The 20,949-nt window shown below is 38.4% G+C and carries 20 protein-coding genes; 10 read left to right on the top strand and 10 right to left on the bottom strand.

Features of this window, described 5'->3' with window-relative positions:
• Positions 1–94 precede the first annotated feature (94 nt).
• The gene (locus VCASEI_RS08950) at positions 95–553 is read left to right on the top strand and encodes a DUF2919 domain-containing protein (protein WP_089111126.1); all 459 of its coding nucleotides are present in this window, start codon (positions 95–97) and stop codon (positions 551–553) included.
• 47 nt (positions 554–600) lie between these two features.
• A complete protein-coding gene (locus VCASEI_RS08945) occupies positions 601–1,503 on the top strand; it encodes a Dyp-type peroxidase (RefSeq protein ID WP_089111127.1) in 903 nt (300 codons plus the stop codon).
• A gap of 127 nt (positions 1,504–1,630) precedes the next feature.
• Here the strand turns inward: VCASEI_RS08945 and crr are convergent, their stop codons facing one another.
• The 5 genes from crr to cysZ all read right to left on the bottom strand — a co-directional run bounded on the left by crr (position 1,631) and on the right by cysZ (position 6,608).
• Positions 1,631–2,140, bottom strand: a complete 510-nt coding sequence (crr, locus tag VCASEI_RS08940) for a PTS glucose transporter subunit IIA (protein WP_086962615.1) — start codon at positions 2,138–2,140, stop codon at positions 1,631–1,633.
• Positions 2,141–2,190: 50 nt separating this feature from the next.
• Positions 2,191–3,915, bottom strand: coding sequence for a phosphoenolpyruvate-protein phosphotransferase PtsI (ptsI, locus tag VCASEI_RS08935; RefSeq protein WP_089111128.1), 1,725 nt, complete (start codon positions 3,913–3,915; stop codon positions 2,191–2,193).
• 59 nt (positions 3,916–3,974) lie between these two features.
• Positions 3,975–4,232 carry an HPr family phosphocarrier protein gene (locus tag VCASEI_RS08930; RefSeq protein WP_017025938.1) on the bottom strand — a complete coding sequence of 86 codons (258 nt, stop codon included), beginning with the start codon at positions 4,230–4,232 and terminating at the stop codon, positions 3,975–3,977.
• 290 nt (positions 4,233–4,522) lie between these two features.
• Entirely contained in the window at positions 4,523–5,491 is a 969-nt protein-coding gene (gene cysK, locus VCASEI_RS08925) for a cysteine synthase A (RefSeq protein ID WP_086962611.1), read from the bottom strand.
• Positions 5,492–5,846: 355 nt separating this feature from the next.
• Positions 5,847–6,608, bottom strand: a complete 762-nt coding sequence (cysZ, locus tag VCASEI_RS08920) for a sulfate transporter CysZ (RefSeq protein WP_086962609.1) — start codon at positions 6,606–6,608, stop codon at positions 5,847–5,849.
• A 338-nt stretch (positions 6,609–6,946) separates the two neighbouring features.
• On the opposite strand from cysZ, the gene zipA reads away from it, so the two are divergent.
• From zipA to cueR, 5 genes are all read left to right on the top strand, one after another.
• Entirely contained in the window at positions 6,947–7,909 is a 963-nt protein-coding gene (zipA, locus tag VCASEI_RS08915) for a cell division protein ZipA (RefSeq protein WP_086962607.1), read from the top strand.
• Positions 7,910–7,987: 78 nt separating this feature from the next.
• Positions 7,988–10,000 carry an NAD-dependent DNA ligase LigA gene (gene ligA / locus VCASEI_RS08910; protein WP_086962605.1) on the top strand — a complete coding sequence of 671 codons (2,013 nt, stop codon included), beginning with the start codon at positions 7,988–7,990 and terminating at the stop codon, positions 9,998–10,000.
• A gap of 492 nt (positions 10,001–10,492) precedes the next feature.
• Positions 10,493–11,551, top strand: a complete 1,059-nt coding sequence (locus VCASEI_RS08905) for a porin (RefSeq protein ID WP_086962603.1) — start codon at positions 10,493–10,495, stop codon at positions 11,549–11,551.
• A gap of 79 nt (positions 11,552–11,630) precedes the next feature.
• Positions 11,631–12,416, top strand: a complete 786-nt coding sequence (locus tag VCASEI_RS08900; protein ID WP_086962601.1) for a DUF2057 domain-containing protein — start codon at positions 11,631–11,633, stop codon at positions 12,414–12,416.
• Between the two features lie 83 nt (positions 12,417–12,499).
• Entirely contained in the window at positions 12,500–12,892 is a 393-nt protein-coding gene (gene cueR / locus VCASEI_RS08895; protein WP_086962599.1) for a Cu(I)-responsive transcriptional regulator, read from the top strand.
• Between the two features lie 4 nt (positions 12,893–12,896).
• Here the strand turns inward: cueR and VCASEI_RS08890 are convergent, their stop codons facing one another.
• The 5 genes from VCASEI_RS08890 to VCASEI_RS08870 all read right to left on the bottom strand — a co-directional run bounded on the left by VCASEI_RS08890 (position 12,897) and on the right by VCASEI_RS08870 (position 16,869).
• Positions 12,897–13,751, bottom strand: a complete 855-nt coding sequence (locus tag VCASEI_RS08890; RefSeq protein WP_086962597.1) for a co-chaperone YbbN — start codon at positions 13,749–13,751, stop codon at positions 12,897–12,899.
• Positions 13,752–14,087: 336 nt separating this feature from the next.
• Entirely contained in the window at positions 14,088–15,002 is a 915-nt protein-coding gene (locus tag VCASEI_RS08885; RefSeq protein ID WP_086962594.1) for a TIGR01777 family oxidoreductase, read from the bottom strand.
• Between the two features lie 126 nt (positions 15,003–15,128).
• Positions 15,129–15,413, bottom strand: a complete 285-nt coding sequence (locus VCASEI_RS08880) for a SelT/SelW/SelH family protein (protein WP_086962592.1) — start codon at positions 15,411–15,413, stop codon at positions 15,129–15,131.
• Positions 15,414–15,479: 66 nt separating this feature from the next.
• Positions 15,480–16,001: a regulatory protein ToxS gene (locus VCASEI_RS08875; protein ID WP_226983248.1), complete on the bottom strand. Its 522-nt coding sequence runs from the start codon at positions 15,999–16,001 to the stop codon at positions 15,480–15,482.
• 19 nt (positions 16,002–16,020) lie between these two features.
• Positions 16,021–16,869, bottom strand: coding sequence for a transcriptional regulator (locus VCASEI_RS08870; RefSeq protein ID WP_086962590.1), 849 nt, complete (start codon positions 16,867–16,869; stop codon positions 16,021–16,023).
• A gap of 207 nt (positions 16,870–17,076) precedes the next feature.
• Between VCASEI_RS08870 and htpG the strand changes: the two genes are divergently transcribed.
• From htpG to hemH, 3 genes are all read left to right on the top strand, one after another.
• Positions 17,077–19,002 carry a molecular chaperone HtpG gene (gene htpG / locus VCASEI_RS08865; protein WP_086962588.1) on the top strand — a complete coding sequence of 642 codons (1,926 nt, stop codon included), beginning with the start codon at positions 17,077–17,079 and terminating at the stop codon, positions 19,000–19,002.
• 170 nt (positions 19,003–19,172) lie between these two features.
• Positions 19,173–19,820 carry an adenylate kinase gene (gene adk, locus VCASEI_RS08860; protein ID WP_086962586.1) on the top strand — a complete coding sequence of 216 codons (648 nt, stop codon included), beginning with the start codon at positions 19,173–19,175 and terminating at the stop codon, positions 19,818–19,820.
• A 108-nt stretch (positions 19,821–19,928) separates the two neighbouring features.
• A complete protein-coding gene (gene hemH, locus VCASEI_RS08855) occupies positions 19,929–20,906 on the top strand; it encodes a ferrochelatase (protein ID WP_086962584.1) in 978 nt (325 codons plus the stop codon).
• The last annotated feature ends 43 nt before the right edge of the window (positions 20,907–20,949 follow it).

The raw sequence follows: 20,949 nt of genomic DNA, 5'->3' as shown, positions 1-20,949 counted from the left end.
AGTTTGATAAAGTAGGGCGATTATTTGAATATAATCATTACGACTAGGTTAACATAGTCGTTCAGTGAAAAGTAACACAGAAGAAGGGTGAGCATTGCGTTACGCTATCGAAGAATATGATAAAAATGGATATTTAAAACCTTCTGTGTGGCTGTACCTAGGCTGGTTGCTCTTAGCTAAGGCCTGGGTTGTTTTTGTTATTGCAGGTGCGAGTCGAGATGTCGGGACGCGCTTGTTATCTATTATTTATCCAGTGAATAACACGCTGTATCTTGGTCTAGCTTTAGGCTTTCCGATAATCATATTAGTTTGGTCTGTTTCTCTTAGAACGCCAGAACGTCAGTGGTTAAATAAGGTCGTATCTTGGGGACGGATTTATACAGTATTTATGGTTGTGATGCAGCTTATAGCGACGTTTTATCATTTATCAGAAACCCGCTGGATGTTTAACTGGAGTGATGCATTGACTTTGCTTGGGTTGGGTTGGTTTTGCATTTTTTTGCTTCAATCAACGAGAGCTAAAGACACCTTTATTACGCCAAATATGACGTAAGCATTCGTCATTAGAATATTAAATTAGAAATGAATAAGGAAGTATTAATGTCACATCCTCAATCGGCTATTACACCAGAAGCAAACCCTTTTGGCTTATATTGCTTATTCAAGATACATTCAAATCATGAGAAGGTGCTTCAACATATTAAAGCGTTGCCACAACTTGTTAGTGAATTAAATCAGCAACAAGCGGGGGCTAACTTAGTGTTATCGGTGGCATTTACACATCAGTTTTGGGTGAAAACCAATCAGCCTATTCCAGAAGAATTGGCTCCTTTTGTTGAGCTTGGTGGTGGTTATTTTACTGCGCCAGCTACAAATGTTGATGTGCTGCTGCATTGCCATTCGACACGTCATGATTTGCACTTTTACTTATTACGTAAATTGATGATTGAGATTTCTGACGATGTGGACGTTATTGATGAGACTTATGGTTATCGTTACTTAGATGCTCGAGACATGACTGACTTTATTGATGGCACTGAAAATCCTGAAGGTAATGGGAGATATGATGTCGCGATAATTCCTGATGGTGAATTTGCAGGTGGGAGCTATGTTATGGTGCAGCGTTTTATTCATGACCTTCCAGCTTGGAATCGACTATCTGTCTCCGCACAAGAAAAAGTGATTGGGCGTACTAAGCCTGATTCAATTGAGTTAGATGATGTACCTCCCACTTCTCATGTGGGACGTGTGGATATTAAAGAGGATGGTAAAGGACTGAAAATGGTACGTCATAGCCTGCCATATGGTTCAGTATCGGGTGACCATGGCTTATTCTTTATTGCTTATTGTAACCGCTTACATAACTTTAAAGTGCTACTCAATAGTATGTATGGTGAAACGGATGGCAAAACAGATACATTACTGAGATTTACCACAGCCATAACTGGTGCGTATTTCTTTGCCCCTTCGGCTCAAATGCTATCTGAATTATCTATTGCATAAAGAAATATTGAACCAGATTTGGAAAACTAAAAGGTACCTGAATCTGGTTTAGTGCTGAATTTATTTCTGTCGAGATATAAAAAAACGCTGCTCAAGAGCAGCGTTTTTATTATCGGTAACTAAGTTATTACTTAGTGATACGGATAACGGGAGTTTCACCAACAACAACGTTACCAGAAAGCTTATTAAGCTCTTTAATTTCGTCCATGTTAGAGATAACAACAGGCGTCAATGTTGATTTTGCATTCTCTTGTAAGTATGCAAGATCGAACTCGATTACTGTATCGCCAGCTTTAACAGTTTGTCCTTCTTCCGCGATACGGGTAAAGCCTTCACCTTTAAGTTCAACCGTATCGATACCGAAGTGGACAAATAGTTCAATGCCATCGTCAGATTCGATAGAAAAAGCATGGTTAGTTTCAAAGATTTTACCAATTGTACCGTTTACTGGCGCAACCATTTTGTCGCCATTCGGCTTAATAGCAATACCATCACCAACGATTTTCTCTGCGAATACTACATCAGGCACATCTTCGATGTTTACAATTTCACCAGAAAGTGGTGCGATGATTTCAATCGCGCCTGCATCAGCTGTGTCGTCAGATACTAGCTTCTTAAGTTTGTCGAACAGACCCATGTTGTGCTCCTAAGCAGTTATTTTTTTATCTTTAGTTAAAGATTATATTATTAATTCGATTTTTCTGCGATAAATTTATCAACGCAAGCTTCAATTTCTGCCGCAGTCGCCATCGCTAGGGCTTCATCCGCCATTGCTTTTACTTCTGCGAAATTTGAATTACGAATAATTTTCTTCACTCGTGGGATAGATATGCCACTCATGCTGAACTCGTCTAACCCCATGCCAAGTAGTAGTAGGGTAGCACGTTCGTCGCCAGCAAGCTCGCCACACATACCAGTCCATTTCCCTTCTTTATGAGAAGCATCAATAACTTGCTTGATTACTGTTAGTACAGCAGGAGATAACGGGTTATATAGGTGAGAAATTAGCTCATTACCACGGTCAACAGCAAGAGTATACTGAGTTAAGTCGTTAGTACCAATACTAAAGAATGAAACTTCTTTCGCGAGATGGTGTGCTATTGCTGCTGCTGCTGGAGTTTCAACCATTACACCTATTTCGATGTTTTCATCAAATGCGAGCTCTTCAGCACGAAGTTCAGCTTTATATTCTTCAATTGCTGCTTTCAGTTCACGAATTTCTTCAACTGAAATGATCATCGGGAACATGATACGTAGCTTACCATGTGCTGATGCGCGTAGAATACCACGTAGTTGATCTTTTAAGATATCACGACGATCTAGGCTAATGCGAATTGCACGCCAACCTAAGAAAGGATTCATCTCTTTTGGGAGATCCATGTAAGGGAGGTCTTTATCACCACCGATATCCATAGTCCGGATAATCACAGAATTCTCGCCCATTGCTTTTGCAACATAGGTATAGGCTTTATATTGTTCTTCTTCAGTCGGAAGCGCATCGCGATCCATGAACAAGAACTCAGTGCGGTATAAACCTACACCTTCACCGCCATTGCGATTGATGCCATCACAGTCTTTCACTGTACCAATGTTGCCACATACTTCAACGTGGTGCCCATCGGTTGTAATTGCAGGAAGGTCTTTTAATTTCGCTAGCTCTTCTTTTTCAGCAAAGAAAGTGTCACGAATTTGTTTCGCTTGAGCTAATTCCGCTTCAGAAGGGTTAATAACAATTTTGTTATTGATTGCATCTAAGATCAAAATGTCGCCATTCTTCACTTTTTTGGTGATGTCGTTAGTACCAACAATAGCCGGAAGTTCCAGAGAACGAGCCATGATTGAAGTGTGAGAAGTACGACCACCGATGTCACAAGCAAAACCTAGAACATAATCTAAATTGATTTGAGCAGTTTCGGATGGTGTTAAGTCATTAGCAACGAGAATGACTTCTTCGTTGATAGCGCTTAAAGATACAATGTTAATACCTAGGGCATTTTTTACAAAACGGCTACCGATATCACGAATATCAGTAGCTCGTTCTTTCAGGTAATCATCATCAAGTGACTCAAGTGCTACAGCCTGTTCTTCGATCACAGTGTAGATAGCAAAGTCAGCAGACATTTTGTCTGATTTGATGAGGGCTAAAATTTCTTCCTCTAGCTCTTCATCTTCAAGCAGCATAATGTGACCTTCGAAGATGGCTTCTTTTTCTTCACCAAAGGTCTCAAGTGCTTTTTGTTTTATACCTTCTAATTGCTCAGAAGATTTATTACGAGCATCAAAGAAGCATTTTATTTCTGCTTCAATTTGACTGTCCGAAATAGGTGTTTTATTTAGGACAATGTCATCTTCTTGAAGAAGTAGTGCTTTACCAAAAGCAATACCAGGAGATGCTAGAATTCCAGAAATCATAGCCTTACCTTAATTTGTTCAAATGTAAAAAGTAAAAATACAACTAATCACGATTGTGATTAGTGTAGCTCATCCATTAGAGCTACTAAGTGGTCAACGGCTGCTTCAGCTTGAGCGCCTTCAGCAGAAATAGTGACAACAGTACCTTTTACTAGACCAAGAGTTTGAAGTTTGAAAAGACTCTTAGCGCTTGCGCTTTTACCATTTGAAGTCACCGTGATGTCAGCATCGAATGCTTTAGCTTCTTTAACAAATTGCGCTGCAGGACGAGTGTGAAGACCATTTTCTGCAGTGATTTCTACTTGCTTCTGATACATGTGTGTTACCCCGATTAATTTGCTTTTTTGTTAGAAACTGAAATCAGTTTAGCTTACCTTCTTATCTGTTGCTTCGCTAGTCAACAAATAATAAGTGCGAATACTTTGTTTTCAGCCATCACCGTTGTGATTATTTATTTTCTATAAAACTGTCAATTGACGTTTTTATAGGCTTCTTTATTTCGAAGCTTAAAATAAAACATCCTGATTATCACTAAAGGCGTGTTGAGGATCAACAAAAAAGCCCCAATAAGGAGCTTTTTTAAGAGAAAAATTGATTTGAACCCGTTTTATTGCTCGTTCTCTTTCTCGGTAAATATGCCTGAAAATAGAGCGGTGCTTAAATAACGCTCACCAGAACTTGGCAGTACGGTAACGATTGTTTTACCTGAAAATTCAGCAAGTTCAGCTATTTTATTTGCTGCTACAACGGCTGCCCCAGATGAAATTCCAGCTAAAATACCTTCTTCTTCCATGAGTCGACGAGCCATTTCTATTGCTTCGTCAGATGTAACAGAAATAACTTTATCAATGAGTTCTAAATCTAGATTTCCTGGAATAAATCCTGCGCCAATGCCTTGTATTTTGTGTGGAGAAGGCTTGATTTCTTCACCAGCAAGCGCTTGAGCGATAACCGGAGACTCTGCAGGTTCTACCGCGACAATAGTGACCGCTTTGCCTTTCGTCTGTTTAAAATAGCGGCTTGTCCCTGTTAATGTACCACCGGTACCTACGCCCGATACAAATACATCAACTTGGCCATCTGTGGCATCCCAAATTTCAGGTCCGGTTGTTTTTTCATGAATGGCTGGATTCGCTGGATTATTGAATTGTTGAAGTAATAGGTATTTATTTGGATTACTTGCGACAATTTCTTCTGCTTTTGCGATTGCCCCTTTCATGCCTTTTGCCGCTTCGGTTAACTCTAGATTTGCCCCTAACGCTTTAAGAAGTTTACGGCGTTCAAGGCTCATTGACTCGGGCATCGTAAGTGTCAGCTTGTAACCGCGAGCCGCTGCTACATAAGCAAGAGCGATACCCGTGTTACCGCTGGTTGGTTCAACGAGTTCAACACCAGGCTTGAGTAGACCTGCTTTTTCTGCTTCCCATACCATGTTGGCACCAATACGACATTTAACGCTGAAGCTTGGATTACGCGCTTCGATTTTAGCAAGCACATTACCTTTACTTACACGATTTAAACGGACAAGTGGCGTATTACCAATGGTTTGTGAGTTATCTTCGTAAATTTTTGTCATGTTGATGTTCCTTCATTACACGGTAGAGTAAGAAATAAATACGATATTAAAAGCATAAATCCCCTCCTATTTAGGTGAAAGGAATAAATGGTTATAAGATATGGGGAAAATGTTGTCAGAACAAAAGAGATGCGCATTATTTGAGGTAAGGCGCATCAAAAAGTCTTTTTTACATTTTATACCCAAGTGACTTTAAGATGCAGAATTCAATCAGAGCTATCATCCAAATCTTTAGGTAAGGAAGATTGGTGAAGGAATGTAAGCGTCTTTCAAATCAATCTGACGCAACATAAAGTTTGTTTTATTCTTGCTGAAACTCACGCCATGAAGTTACTTGGGTATAGATAGCAGCAATTTAATTATGTGATTTATATCGCTCAACCCACATTGCCGTTGCTCCACAAACGGCGATAGGCATAATAAATAAGTTCACGATAGGGATCATGGTAAAAACGGCAACGCTGCCACCAAAGCTGTAAGCCCTGAGTTTATCAGCTTTCAAGTCATTCTTCATTTTTTGGAAGGTTACTTTATGATTATCAAAAGGATAATCACAATATTGGATTGCCATCATCCATGCTGAAAATGTGAACCACAAGATTGGTCCTAATGTTTGCCCCAGGGCAGGAATGAGAAGAATAATGAATAAGCCAAGTGCTTTTGGTAAGTAATAAACCAATTTTATCCATTCACGATGCAGTATCCTAGGCGTGTCTTTAATTAATGAGAATAAGGATTGGTCCTGTGGCCCTTGCCCAATAAGTAGTATTTCGAGTTTTTCAGCCAGTAATCCATTAAAAGGGGCGGCTATCCAATTAGCAACGGTGCTAAAAAAGTAACTAAACGTTGCAATGATAGTTATCCCAAGTAATGGAAACAATAAATACGAAAGCCATGAAAATATATCTGGGATGGTTCCAAGCCAGTTTTCAAGCCAAACACTAAGGTTACTGTATAAATAGTAGAGTGATCCGCCAAATAAAATGATGTTGGTGAGTAATGGCAAAATGACAAAACGCCGTATTCCTGGTTTTAAACACAGCTGTGCGCCATAGATAAAGTATCCAAAGCCGCTTTTCTGTGATGAGACGGATGATGAATAAGGATGGGGTGACATGATCTCTCCATTATATTTTAGGGGGGGAAGATTAAGCGTTATTCTACTGTTATAGAAAAAGAAGAAAAGCGTGTAATCTATTACATCATGTTAAATTGGCGTTAATTAGATATAAATCGTAGATTAAATCTAGTTTATGATGACAAGATGTACTAATACTGACATTTTTTGGTTCAAAAGACATATAAAGTTTTGGTAAAGTAACCCACAGTTTTATATCACCATATTGATTATGCTATTTTTTACTAACAAGAATAGAAAACACCTTGATAGCATTGATACCCAAGCCGGTATTGGGAAATGGTTTTAAATAATTTATTAATAGTTGAGAGTGACCAATGCAGGAATTGCGACTAGTACTCATTATTGTAGGTGGATTGGCGATTGTCGGTTTGCTAGTGCATGGAATCTGGACGAGTAAAAAAGAAAGCAAAGCTAAATTTGCGGATAAACCATTAAAAAAAATGGAACCAGAATTAAAACAACCGACGGATGAAAGCATTACAGCATCTTCTAGTGAGACAGTAGAACGAAAAGAGCCCGGTTTTACTACGGATGATGCGGTAGAAGATAATGATCCTCTTTTTGGTAATTCTGATATTCCATTTTCAAATAAGAATAAATTTTCAGCGATTGATGAAAGTGTCGAAGACGTAACGCCTGCATTTGAGCAAACTGATTCGGTATTAGATACCACTCCGTTATCGGAGCCAATAACGGACACAGAATTTGAACAAGAGCAGGATGAACGAGAAAAAAATCCAACACAACAACCAGAAAAAGAACATCATTCAATAGAGCAGGGTTTGACAGAACGGTCTTCAATGAAGAAAGCGCCAGAGCCATCAACAGGTGAAAGTGACAATGTGAATGAGACGGATGTTATCGTGTTTCATGTTCATGCCGCTGGAAACACTGAATTTGTTGGTACGCCGTTGTTTGATAGCATGAAACAAAATGGTTTAGTGTATGGAGCAATGGATATATTTCATCGTCATACTGATATTTCGGGAACCGGTAAGGTTTTATTTAGTGTCGCTAATATGATGCATCCAGGCACATTAGCGCATGATAATCCTGATACTTTTCAAACTAAGGGCATTTCATTTTTCATGGCTTTGCCATGTTTCGGAGAGCCAGATCAAAACTTTAAGCTAATGCTAAGAACCGCTCAACAGATTGCTGATGATCTTGGTGCGAATGTTTTGGATGATAAACGAAACTTAATGACGCCAGATCGGTTATCCGCTTACCGCCAACAAATTAGGGATTTTGCCGCACGGACCAAGGGTGAGGGTTAATTTACAGATTTTGTCTAGGCTCCTTTATTGGGGCCTTTTTTATTAATTGGCGACGGTTTTTCGTCAAGAGAGAACATAATGAACAATAATATCGAGTTGAAAATTGAGCAATTAAGAGAAACGTTACATCACCATGGTATTCGATATTACGTTGAAGATAACCCAGAAATAACTGATGCAGAATATGACCGCTTAATACGTGAGTTGATAAAACTAGAAAGTGATAATCCAGAGTTTGCATCCGATTCATCACCAAGTATGAGAGTCGGAGGGAAGCCATTAGAGGGGTTTACACAGATCAAGCATGAAATTCCTATGCTGTCTTTGGATAATGCTTTTGATGATGCAGAGCTTGAAAGCTTTCATAAGAAAATAACTACACGATTAAACCAAAAACCCAATGAAATTTATTGCTGTGAACCTAAATTAGATGGGCTTGCAGTTAGCCTACTTTATGAAAATGGAATATTAGTTCAAGCCGCTACGCGTGGTGATGGGGCAACCGGTGAGAATATTACGGCTAATGTTAAAACTATTAAATCGATCCCTTTGAAGTTACGTGGCGAGAGTTGGCCACCACGTATCGAGGTGAGAGGTGAGGTGTTCATGCTGCTTGATGGTTTTAATGCTTTTAATGAAAAAGCATTAAAAAATGGCACCAAACCTTTTGCGAATCCGCGTAATGCTGCTGCAGGGAGTTTGAGGCAGCTTGATTCTAAAGTAACGGCAACCAGACCATTAAGTTTTTATGCTTATAGTGTTGGGGTTGTAGAAGGGGCTTTACCGGATAGCCACTATCAACGGTTTTTAACATTGAACTCTTGGGGTCTACCGATGTGCCCTGAAACGAAAGTTGTTGAGGGACTAAAACAAGTAAAAGATTATTACCAGGACATTCTACAGCGTCGAGATCAATTGGCTTATGAAATTGATGGTGTTGTTATTAAAGTTGATGACATTAAATTACAAGAAGAACTAGGTTTTGTTGCCCGTGCTCCTCGTTGGGCAATCGCTTATAAATTTCCAGCACAAGAAGAAATGACCCAGCTAAATGGTGTTGAATTTCAAGTGGGAAGAACGGGAGCGATTACTCCAGTTGCAAAACTTGAACCTGTTTATGTCGGCGGGGTTACTGTGAGCAATGCAACCTTACACAATGCGGATGAAATTGAGCGCCTCGATATTCATATTGGAGATACGGTCATTGTTCGTCGTGCGGGGGATGTGATTCCGAAAATTGTTGGTGTTGTACCAGATCGAAGACCAGAAAGTGCAAAGCTAGTTCGGTATCCTGAACGTTGCCCTGTGTGTGGTTCAGATCTTGAACGAGTGGAAGGGGAAGCGGTTACTCGGTGTACCGGTGGGTTAATTTGTCAGGCTCAGCGTACTGAAGCATTAAAACATTTTGTATCCCGTAAGGCGATGGATGTTGATGGTTTAGGCGTTAAAGTGATTGAGCAACTTGTTGAGCGTGAAATGGTTCAGACACCTGCTGACTTATTTAAATTAACGCCAGGAGTTTTAACTGTATTAGATCGAATGGGCCCTAAATCAGCTCAAAATATTGTGAATGCCTTAGAAGCTTCTAAGGAAACCACATTACCTCGGTTTTTGTACTCATTAGGAATTAGAGAGGTTGGTGAAGCAACTGCACAAAACTTAGCTCAGCATTTTAAAACCTTGGATAAAGTACGTAAAGCAACAAAAGATGAGTTAATAGAGGTCCCTGATGTGGGGCAAATTGTAGCAGAGCATATCGTTCATTTCTTTGCACAAGAAAATAACTTGAAAGTTATTGAGGAGCTTGTTTTAAAAGGGATTAACTGGCCTGATGTTGCACCGGAACCTGAAAACTCTTCACAGCCCCTCAAAGGTAAAACGGTAGTCATTACCGGTGCTTTTAGTCAAATTAACCGTAATGATGTGAAGGTGGCTTTGCAGAAGTTGGGGGCTAAAGTGGCTGGAAGCGTGTCAAAGAAAACGGATATTTTATTTGCTGGTGAAGCTGCTGGATCTAAGCTGACAAAGGCTCAAGAGCTGGGAGTTGATGTGCAAAATGAAGCACAGTTGGTTCAGTATATTGAAATGTAATACTTTATTTCAATAAATAAAAAAGAAGTAAATTCAAATTAATTTTAACAAAAGCACTCAATTAGGGTGCTTTTTTTTGCTCTCATGTTCATTGCTCGCTCTCTTATCTATCAAGGTCAGTTTATCTATTCATTCAAATTATGACCTTTATCATAAGTTTGATATCTATTGAGATGCATTTAATATAACTATATGTTTTATATGATTTTTATTTTTATCCTGGCATTGTGTGACCTTAATCACTATTGATGCGGAACTTTGCGCTCGCTCATGTTTCTTTGTTAAATAATTAACTTAATGTTGATGTTTTGCGTAGCGAAGTTAGTCTGAATGCGTGGATACACATTGTGTATGCAACGATATAAATACAATATTTTGTGAGGTTAGTTTACTTAGCGAAATAATTGGAAGAATGACCTTGGTTACTTTCGGCGGCCACTTAAAGTAATTAAGGTTTCAAAAAACAGCTATGTCCATTTTTAGGAGCTTTCCATGGAAAAAATTTTTAAACGTACGCTATTAGGCGCTGTAATTTCAGCAGCAGCATTTACTGGTACTGCTAATGCTGCAGAAATTGGTATTAACTCTGATTTTACTGTTGAAGCATATGGTGTAGCAGCAATTTCAGTCGTTAATTATAATGTGACAGATAACCGTAAAGCGAGTACTGGCGCAGTTATTGAAAATGAATCACGTATTGGTTTCCGTGCTGGTAAAGATATTATCGATGGCTTAAATGTATTTATGCAAATTGAGTCTGGTTATGTAGATAACACTGATTGGGGTCAAGGTGGTAATCCCGGTGGTGTGCTAGGTTTTCGTGATACCTTTGTTGGTTTAAAAGGTGACGATTGGGGTAAAGTCCGCTTTGGTCGTATGCTTACTCCAATGTATGAAATTATTGACTGGCCTTTCTCTAACCCAGGGTTGGGTAGTGTATTTGATTGGGGTGGCGTTCAAGCAACTTATGATCGTCAATCAAACCAAATTCGATATGACTCACTAAACTACGGTGGTTTCACATTTGCAGCTTCAGTTGGTCGTGATTCTGGTGATTTTGGTGGTGGTACTGCGACGCGTGATTCTTACTTTGGTGGGTTGAATGCAAAATATACTATCAGCAAAGTTACGTTTTTAGGTGCAGTTGAAGCTGGTAACAATTTTAAAGGTGTTGAAGGCGATGATAACTTTGCTTATTTAGCTGGTGTTGATATTGCACTACCTGCAGGTTTCGGTCTTTCAGCAGCATTTAAGCACGAAGAAATCAGCTCAGATACTAAAGCTAATGAAAAGTCTCAAGATTCTTACTCTATCATAGGTCAATATTGGTATGATAACATCGGCTTTAAGCTAGGTTATGCTGCGAATCTAGACTCAGAACAAGGTGGTATTGACATGGATGATGATGCAAGTACTATTTCTGGTCAATTAATGATGACGATTAATGGTTTTGTTCCTTACATTCGCGTTGCTGGCCGTAAAACCCACCAAGATGCAACGACAAATGATACAGATCTTGTGACACGTGTTGGTATTGAATACGGATTCTAATTACTTTTCTTCGATATAATGCGTAAACCAGACGCTGGCTTAGGCCAGCGTTTTTTCTTCTTAAAGTAGTAGGTGGTATATGAAAAAGGTTTATTTTTTACTTTCAACATTATTGTTATCAGCGTGTTCAAATTTTGCTGATGATGGTGATTATACGGATGCTATTCAGTCGGTTAAAGAACGATCTAACTTTCTTGAGATCCAAGGTAAAGCATTTTCGACGAGTGATATTGTAGTTGGAAATAGTCAGATATTAAATAGCGCCGCTAATATGACGATTATTTTTCCTAAGCAAAATGATGCAAAGGTGGATTCATCATATGTAGCAATGAGTATGACTTACTTTAAATCATATAACCTTTACACTGAAGCGCATTATGGTGATAAGACAGAGCCTTTAAAGGCTTATAAAGTAACAAGTGAAACCTGCAACGATAATTGTACAACAACTCAGTATTTTACTTTCCCTGTCGATATGGCGACTTTAGAAAAAGCGAAAATAGATGGCTTTAGTTATAAAATCTCGACGCCAAGCAATTCGTCCGTTATTGATTATAAAATACCGGCTGGCTATATTCAGGCTATTTTTAATGAGAAAAATGGACACACAGCCAGTTTGCCACAAGGTACAGAAGTTGTTCCTTTCGTACTAAGTAAACCTCAAGAAATGGTCGAATACTGGTATTCAGAAGCAACGCCAGAAGAAAAATCGTCTTTCTCTAGTTGGGCATTTCAAAACCGGAAACAAGTTTCTGGTGAGCTAAACGGTAAAGGAAAACCATCTCAAATGTTGGATTATTGGTATAAGAAAGCAAGCCCTGAACAGCGCGCTGATATATTGAGCTGGCTGTTGAAAGTAGAATAATATCTAAATTCAAATATATTTTTCAAAAAGCCGATTATAGACTAGAGCTATGATCGGCTTTTACTATTTTGAGAGGAAAGAAGATGAATATTAGTCAAGTTGCTAAACTTACTAGGTTAACCGCTAAATCGATCCGGTTTTACGAATCTAAAGGTGTTGTGGCTGAGCCATTAAGGTCTGAAAATGGTTATCGTAACTATGGTGATAAACAAATAGAACAGTTAAAAATTGTTGCGAGAGCTAGGGCGGTGGGGTTTAATTTAGAACAGTGTAAGTTTTTGGTTGAACTCGCAAATGATCCATGTCGAAGTAGCTCTAATGTAAAAAAAACGGCAGAACAAAAATTACTTGAGGTCGATAAGAAACTGGCAGAGTTAACGTTGATTCGTCAACAATTGTTAAGTTGGATAAGTGAGTGCCCAGGTGACGAAGGCTCTAACTGCCCAATCATTGATGATCTGACTGGGCAGCATTAACGCGTTAATATAATAAAGAATATAAGTGGCGACGATATTTAGAAGCAATCGTATTACCTTGTCCAAGAGCGGATAGGATATCCATACATACTTTTTTTACTTCACCATCGTGAGCATTTAAATCTTTTTTCAAAACCGATAGTAGAAGTTGTAAAGCTTCTTCATTCCTTGAAACTTGATGATATTGTAAAGCCAAATCACAAAGACAAGATAAATTTAAAGGTTCCTCGGCTAATTTAGATTCTAAAGTTTTAATTTCCGGACTATCTGCTGCCTGTTCATGCAGTTCCAGCTTTGCTGTTAAACCTTTAAAGTAGTTATCTTGATATTCTAGTGGAATGCTTGAAAGTTGTACTTTAGCTAAATCGAATTGGTTTGTTTCAAGCATGCAGTCCGCAATAGCCAATTTGATATCACCGCGTAATCTTAGCGATTCCGGTAGATTTTGTAATAGAGAAAGTGCTTCTTGGTGCTGCCCTTGCTCCATTGCACTAATGGCTGATTTCAAGACTAGATCATCTTGGCTTGGTAAATGCTTTTCTAGCATTGTCGATATTGATTCAATAGGTTGTGTACCAGCCATACCATCAATAGCTTGCCCATTCGAAAATAAAGCAATTGTTGGAAGTGATTGAACACCAAATTGAGAAGCAATGGTCGGTTCAGATTCGCAATTTAAAAACGCTAATATAAAAGAGCCTTGATGTTTGTTTGCTAAGGCTTGTAGATCATTAATGATTTGGGTGCTTTCTGCAATAGATGGCGACCAAAAGTGGATCAGAACAGGTGTTTGTTGAGATTGTTCTATTGTGCGACGGAAATTTTGCTCGTTGAGCTCAATAATGAAGTCTGATTGCATCGAAATATCCTTGAAAAGTGGCGTTTGTTGAGGATAAAAGTACCTTATTTTCGATAAGAAAACCGAGTTTTTTGGAGTTTAGGTATGCCAATAACTACAATGAGGTTGATTGCGATGAATTTCAAGTCAATGCGATGAAAAGAACGTTTTCGGTTTATATTTGATTTGAATAGATCATAGTAATAAAAATAAACTTAAGACGATGCCGATGCATAGCCAATTGAGCTGGTTAAGTGTCATATGTCTCCATTCGATCTTCATTTATAAAGTTACGAACGAGATAATGGCATACAAATATTAAGGTTTAATGACATGATGCAGTTCAGCTGCTACCGTTTAATCTAGACCGTGGTGGAGTACCTGCTTTAATGCGGGCTCCAGATGCGAAAAAGTGAAAATAAAACCGATTTCAGTTAAATGCTTGGGTTTCGCCCTTACACTATCAAAGACTAATTGTGATGATTCCCCCATCACTAGTTTCATTAACCATTTTGGTGAAGAAAAAATACATGGCCTATTTAAGCCTTGGGCTAAGGCTTGGCTGAAGACTTTATTGGTAACAGGGTGAGGCGCAGTTAAATTAAAAATGCCAGAGGCTTTGGAATTTTTTAATAAATATGCGATAGCACGTGCTTCATCTTGAATGTGTATCCAAGGCATATACTGCTCACCATTACCTAATTTCCCCCCTATACCTATTTTAAAGGGGAGGAGCATGGTTTTTAAAGCCCCACCATTCCCAATAACAATCCCAGTTCTTAAAATACAAACTCGAGTTTGAGAACTTTCTGCTTCATTTGCAATGTCCTCCCATTTTTTACAAACAAGATAAGGAAAACCATGTGATGCGGTCGGAGTATTCTCATAGACATGTTGGTTTTTTTTATTGCCATATATACCCACTGCTGAACCACTTATCAAGCAAGATGGAGGAGATGAGCTTGCTTTTATTAAATCAACGATTTGTTGAGTAAGTTGCCAACGGCTTGAACAAATCTTATCTTTTTGAGCATTTGACCAACGTTTTTGTACGATGGGCTCACCAGCTAAATTGATAACAGCATCAATATTATTTAGATCGGAGAGTGTTGATAGGGTGCTAATATAATTTATATTGGAAAAATCAGCATGACGTAACTTTTCTCTTGCTCTTTTAGGAGAGCGGGTACAAACAGTGATTTTATGGCCAGTAAGGTGTTTTACTAACTCGCATCCAATAAATCCAGTTCCACCAGTAAGTAATATATGCATGCTGCCTCCTTAATTATATTTAAGTTAAGTATATACATGAATAAAGTATTAATTGGGTTATACATGCAACTATGATGCATTTTAGAAAGAGTATTATGGGATAGATATATAGCAGAGTAGCATCAATTACTTGGAATCGAGATGGCCCATCTTTCTTTCAGGAGCGATGACATCTCTAATACGTTGTTTAAGAGCCTTTGCATCAGGGAAACCTTGATCTAGTTTCCTTTCCCATACTTGAATGTTATTACAAAAAATTTCAAATCGGCCTCCTGTATCAGGATATAGGCTTACGTATTCGATATCTTCGCTGAAAGTATGAAGCAACTCTTGGCTTAGCCAAGTGGCGCGAAGCATCCAATTACATTGCTGGCAGTAGTGTATCGATATTTTTGCTTTTAACATGGTCATAAATTATATCCATTCTATTTACAATAGGAATATATCCACAAGATAAGTCATCCTCTTTCTTTTGTATCATAGAGAGAATAATACTGTTGAACCATGACCTAAATTAGTTAATAGTAATGTTTTGTCATTAATAATATCGACTCTACGACTCTGTTGTGAGCTGATTTTAAATAGTTTTTTTAGCTTACTTACTTGGCCGGGAGAAATTTGAGTAATAGGTTTAGTTGAAACATCTTTGAACTGATCAGATGTGACAACTAAATAATTATCGCTTAGCTCCCAGCTTCCAGATTCTGAAATATTAATTTCAACAGGCGATTCAATATTTTTACTTGAAAAAATAAGTGTAGACAGCTTTAAATAGGTGTTGTTGGGCAAATATTTAATAGTAGAGTTCACGGCTGCTTTATCTAAAGAATTAGTTTGTTGGTCTGAAAGTGTCATGTAAACAAAGGTCGTTGACTGCCATTCTCTAGATGTGAGTAGTTGTCTAACTTTTGAATCCCCATTCCAATAAAACCAGACACTGATTATAGTGATGATAAGAGCCATGATAGAAAGTAGTTTTTGCATTTTTAGTGCTTTCATTTTTGAACCCTTTTAATTCTTATTGACAAAGCGAATCGAAATTTGTTTGGTCAACAAAAAGTAATATAGTCTTGTTTTCACTGGATAGATCCAAACTATGGATGTAATTGAGAAATATTTTTTCTCGCTGATCCCCAGTTGCAATTATTCTGTCTAGACCTGTTTTTCCAGGGCTGTGTGAGAGATAACGTTTGGTACAACTTTTAATTATTGGAATCCACTGTTCTAATTCTGGTTGGTTTGTCGGGACTAAAACAGGTATCCCATCAACCGTTGTCAATGAAGTGAAGTCACTGGATTTTGGGACGTTTACCATCCAAGCGAGAATCGGTAATAATATCACTATTAACCATATGAACTTGATGGTTAAGGGCGCTTTCTCTTTCCTTTGAACTTCGTTTTTTTCGGTCTTAGCTTCTGATGTTTGTGCATTTGAAGAGTCGTCAATCAATTGATTTGTCGTATGCAATTTTTCAGTATTTTGGGGTGATTCTTCTAAAATCGGTTCAAGTGATGAAATTGGTGGAGCCACTTCAACTTGAGCAATGAATTGATAGCCTCGTTTTGGCACAGTTTTAACAAATTGTGGTGATTTTGTTGAATCTTGAAGCATTTTTCGTAGTGTTGATATAGCTTGTGTTAGGCTTGAGTCGTCGACTTGAAACCCTTGGTCTCTCCAGACATATTCATGTAACTGATCTCGACTTACTACGCTATTAGTGCTTTCGATTAGGATGAGTAGTATGCGGCTTTCATTACTTCCTAAGCGCACGATTTCATTTTCATCGTTTTGATCAATTAGCGTATTGCTGTAAGGATCAAAGATAAATTTGTTAGCAAGAATGTATTTAGTACCTATGTTAGTCATTTAGGTATTCTCAGCAGAAAATGGGTGTAAACAGATATTTCGATTAATAAAATACCGAAATTTAGATTTTATGAGCTTTTCTCTCTACATCATAATGAAAATTGATAAGAAAAACACGGTTTTGATGAATTTTTACCTTGAATTTATATTTCTTAACCCAACTTTAATAGATATATCTGTGTCCAACCTATGAATAATGGAGTTCAAATGAGCGATACCATGACAAATAATAAAGAAACTCGTGGATTTCAATCCGAAGTTAAGCAACTTCTACACCTAATGATTCACTCTCTTTATTCCAATAAAGAAATCTTTTTACGTGAATTAATTTCAAATGCCTCTGATGCCGCGGATAAATTACGCTTTAAAGCTTTATCTCATCCTGAACTGTATCAAGGGGATGCTGATTTGGGTGTTAAGTTGTCGTTTAATGAAGAAACTAATACGTTGACTATCTCGGATAACGGTATTGGTATGACGCGTGATGATGTTATTGAACATTTAGGCACAATTGCTAAGTCAGGGACTGCAGATTTCTTTGCCAAATTGTCTGAAGATCAGAGCAAAGACTCTCAGCTTATTGGGCAGTTTGGTGTGGGTTTCTATTCGGCATTTATCGTTGCAGACGCTGTGACGGTAAAAACCAGAGCAGCAGGTGTCGCTTCAACGGAGGCAGTCAAATGGCATTCGGCAGGTGAAGGTGATTACACAATTGAAGATATTACCAAAGAAAGCCGTGGTACTGAAATCATTCTACATATGCGTGAAGAGGGTAAAGAATTTTTATCTGAATATCGCTTACGTGATGTGATTGGTAAGTATTCTGATCATATTGGTATTCCTGTTTCTATTTGGACTGAAAAAGATGTTGAAACAGGTGAAGAAAATGAAGATGGTACTAAAATTACGAAAAAAGAGGGCGGTTGGGAGCAAATCAATAAGGCCCAAGCGCTGTGGACTCGTTCTAAATCGGAAGTGGCCGAGGAAGAATATATTGAATTCTATAAGCATGTCTCTCATGATTTTGCTGACCCTTTGACTTGGAGCCATAACAAAGTCGAAGGTAAAAACGATTACACTAGTTTGCTTTATATTCCGTCAAAAGCGCCTTGGGATATGATGAACCGCGATCATCAAGCAGGCTTAAAGTTGTACGTTCAACGTGTATTTATTATGGATGATGCAGAACAATTTATGCCTTCTTACCTACGTTTTGTCAAAGGTTTGATTGATTCGAATGACTTACCTTTGAACGTATCGCGTGAAATTCTGCAAGATAATAAAATCACTCAGTCATTACGTAACGCGTGTACCAAACGTGTGTTAAGCATGTTGGAGAAAATTGCGTCACGTGATGAAGAAAAGTACCAAGCATTCTGGAAAGAATTTGGCTTGGTGCTTAAAGAAGGTCCAGCGGAAGATTACTCTAATAAAGAGAAAATCGCAGGCTTAATGCGTTTTACTTCAACACATATTGATAGTGCTGAACAGACCGTAGCACTTGCCTCTTATATTGAGCGTATGAAGGAAGGCCAAGATAAGATTTATTATCTAACGGCTGACAGTTATGCCGCTGCGAAAAATAGCCCCCACTTAGAACAATTTGAATCTAAAGGGCTTGAAGTTATTTTGATGGTCGATCGCATCGATGAATGGTTAATGAATTATCTGACTGAGTTTGATGGCAACCAATTTCAATCGATCACCAAAGCAGGTCTGGATTTGTCTAAATTTGAAGATGAAGCAGAAAAAGAACAGCATAAGGAAACAGAAGAAGAGTTCAAGTCGGTGGTTGAGCGTACCAAAGCTTATTTGGGAAATCGCGTAAAAGATGTACGTACGACTTTTAAACTAGCGAATACGCCCTCGGTAGTCGTCACTGATGACTTTGAAATGGGTACGCAAATGGCCAAATTATTAGCGGCAGCGGGTCAAGATGTACCGGAAGTTAAGTATATCTTTGAACTTAACCCTCATCATGACTTAGTGAAACGTATGGCAGATGAAGCCGATGACGTTGCTTTTGGCCGTTGGGTTGAAGTATTGCTTGGACAGGCGATGCTTTCAGAGCGTGGTGCAATGGAAGATCCAAGTCACTTTGTGGGTGCAATCAACGCACTTCTCAATAAGTAAAAATGAAATGAGGCTAGAATTTGTGGTAAAATTCTAGCCTCAAATGATAATAGGGCAGTAATCTTTGTGATGACAAGGATATACTACCGAAATCCTTATACCGAAACTTACCGTAGTGATCATTATTACAGTGAGCTTCGGTATAAAAATATTAATTAAGAGGAATAGTCATGCGCATCATTCTTTTAGGTGCTCCGGGTGCTGGTAAAGGTACTCAAGCTCAATTCATTATGGAAAAGTTTGGTATTCCGCAAATTTCAACTGGCGATATGTTGCGTGCAGCAATTAAAGCAGGAACTGAAATGGGCAAGCAAGCTAAAGCCGTTATTGATGCGGGCCAGTTAGTTTCTGATGATATTATTCTAGGTCTTATCAAAGAACGTATTGCACAAGAAGATTGTGAAAAAGGATTTTTATTAGACGGCTTCCCACGTACCATTCCACAAGCTGATGGCTTGAAAGAATTAGGCGTGAATGTTGATTATGTAATTGAATTTGACGTCGCTGATAGCGTTATTGTTGAGCGTATGGCAGGTCGTCGTGCTCATCTTGCTTCTGGTCGTACTTACCATAACATTTATAATCCACCAAAAGTGGAAGGTAAGGATGATATTACTGGTGAAGATCTGGTTGTTCGTGACGACGATAAAGAAGAGACGGTTCGTGCTCGTTTAGGCGTTTACCATGAGCAAACATCGCCACTTATTGCTTACTACAATAAAGAAGCTCAAGCAGGCAGCACAACTTATTTGAAGTTTGACGGAACTAAGCCTGTTACTGAGGTTAGTGCGGATCTTGAAAAAGCATTAACTAAGTAAAGATGCGGTTTAATGGAAGTTAACCTGTTCTGATAAATAGAATTTGTTATATTAAGCGACTTAAATAGTCGCTTTTTTTATACCATTTATTCGGTGTTGGGAGATTGCATGAACCATGTATCACAAGATTCGCCTAGAACTCAGGGCGTACTACTCGTTAATTTAGGGACACCAGATGAAGCAACACCCGCGGCAATAAAACGTTTCTTAAAACAATTTTTAAGCGATAAACGGGTTGTAAGCATACCAAGTATCGTTTGGAAACCTTTGCTAAATGGTGTCATTTTACCGCTTAGATCACCCAAAGTAGCTAAAGTGTATCAACAAGTTTGGATGGAAGAGGGGTCACCTTTGATGGTGTATGCTAAGCGACAAGCGGCGCAACTGAAACAAAAGATAAATATGCCGGTTGAAATTGGAATGACTTATGGTAATCCAAGCCTTGACGCTGGTCTAGAAGCATTAAAAGCCCAAGGTTGCAATGATATTACGGTTTTGCCTTTGTACCCTCAATATTCGAGCACGACTACAGCAGCAGTCTCTGACGCGTTTAATCGTGTTTTGCAAAAAAGCTTAGTGATTCCTTCGTATCGTTTGATTCGAGAGTATTACCATCATCCTTTATTTATTAAAGCATTGGCGAGTAAAGTTAAACAACATTGGCAAGAGCATGGGCAGGGTGATTACTTATTGTGTTCTTATCATGGCATTCCTAAAAGGCTAGCAGAACAAGGTGATGTTTATCCTGTCCATTGTGAGCAAACAACGGAATTACTTCGCATAGAATTAGGGCTTACGGAAAACCAAATGGGCATGAGTTATCAATCTCGTTTTGGGAAAGAAGAATGGTTACAGCCTTACACGGATAAAACGTTGGAAAGTTTGGCCAAGAAGTCAGTGGGAAAATTAGATATTATTTCTCCTGCGTTTGCTTGTGATTGCATTGAAACGTTAGAAGAGATTGCTATTGAGTGTAAAGAGATCTACCAAGGTGCTGGTGGGCAAGAATATCGTTATATTGAATGTTTAAATGATTCAGATGAGCATATGGAAATGATGGTAGCCTTAATTCGAGATGATTTTTAAAGTTTATCTTTGAATTGTATTTGAGATTATTTAGGCAAAAAAT

Origin of the sequence: Vibrio casei (assembly GCF_002218025.2) — a bacterium.
In the GTDB taxonomy this organism is placed as follows: domain Bacteria; phylum Pseudomonadota; class Gammaproteobacteria; order Enterobacterales; family Vibrionaceae; genus Vibrio; species Vibrio casei.
The sequence above is the reverse complement of the archived record's forward strand: the minus strand, read 5'-3'. Positions and strand labels throughout refer to the sequence as shown.

Coding starts and splice junctions, on each gene's coding strand:
- VCASEI_RS08945 (WP_089111127.1), top strand. CDS start 601: ATGTCACATCCTCAATCGGCTATTACACCAGAAGCAAACCCTTTTGGC.
- crr (WP_086962615.1), bottom strand. CDS start 2,140: ATGGGTCTGTTCGACAAACTTAAGAAGCTAGTATCTGACGACACAGCT.
- ptsI (WP_089111128.1), bottom strand. CDS start 3,915: ATGATTTCTGGAATTCTAGCATCTCCTGGTATTGCTTTTGGTAAAGCA.
- VCASEI_RS08930 (WP_017025938.1), bottom strand. CDS start 4,232: ATGTATCAGAAGCAAGTAGAAATCACTGCAGAAAATGGTCTTCACACT.
- cysK (WP_086962611.1), bottom strand. CDS start 5,491: ATGACAAAAATTTACGAAGATAACTCACAAACCATTGGTAATACGCCA.
- cysZ (WP_086962609.1), bottom strand. CDS start 6,608: ATGTCACCCCATCCTTATTCATCATCCGTCTCATCACAGAAAAGCGGC.
- zipA (WP_086962607.1), top strand. CDS start 6,947: ATGCAGGAATTGCGACTAGTACTCATTATTGTAGGTGGATTGGCGATT.
- ligA (WP_086962605.1), top strand. CDS start 7,988: ATGAACAATAATATCGAGTTGAAAATTGAGCAATTAAGAGAAACGTTA.
- VCASEI_RS08905 (WP_086962603.1), top strand. CDS start 10,493: ATGGAAAAAATTTTTAAACGTACGCTATTAGGCGCTGTAATTTCAGCA.
- VCASEI_RS08900 (WP_086962601.1), top strand. CDS start 11,631: ATGAAAAAGGTTTATTTTTTACTTTCAACATTATTGTTATCAGCGTGT.
- cueR (WP_086962599.1), top strand. CDS start 12,500: ATGAATATTAGTCAAGTTGCTAAACTTACTAGGTTAACCGCTAAATCG.
- VCASEI_RS08890 (WP_086962597.1), bottom strand. CDS start 13,751: ATGCAATCAGACTTCATTATTGAGCTCAACGAGCAAAATTTCCGTCGC.
- VCASEI_RS08885 (WP_086962594.1), bottom strand. CDS start 15,002: ATGCATATATTACTTACTGGTGGAACTGGATTTATTGGATGCGAGTTA.
- VCASEI_RS08880 (WP_086962592.1), bottom strand. CDS start 15,413: ATGACCATGTTAAAAGCAAAAATATCGATACACTACTGCCAGCAATGT.
- VCASEI_RS08875 (WP_226983248.1), bottom strand. CDS start 16,001: ATGAAAGCACTAAAAATGCAAAAACTACTTTCTATCATGGCTCTTATC.
- VCASEI_RS08870 (WP_086962590.1), bottom strand. CDS start 16,869: ATGACTAACATAGGTACTAAATACATTCTTGCTAACAAATTTATCTTT.
- htpG (WP_086962588.1), top strand. CDS start 17,077: ATGAGCGATACCATGACAAATAATAAAGAAACTCGTGGATTTCAATCC.
- adk (WP_086962586.1), top strand. CDS start 19,173: ATGCGCATCATTCTTTTAGGTGCTCCGGGTGCTGGTAAAGGTACTCAA.
- hemH (WP_086962584.1), top strand. CDS start 19,929: ATGAACCATGTATCACAAGATTCGCCTAGAACTCAGGGCGTACTACTC.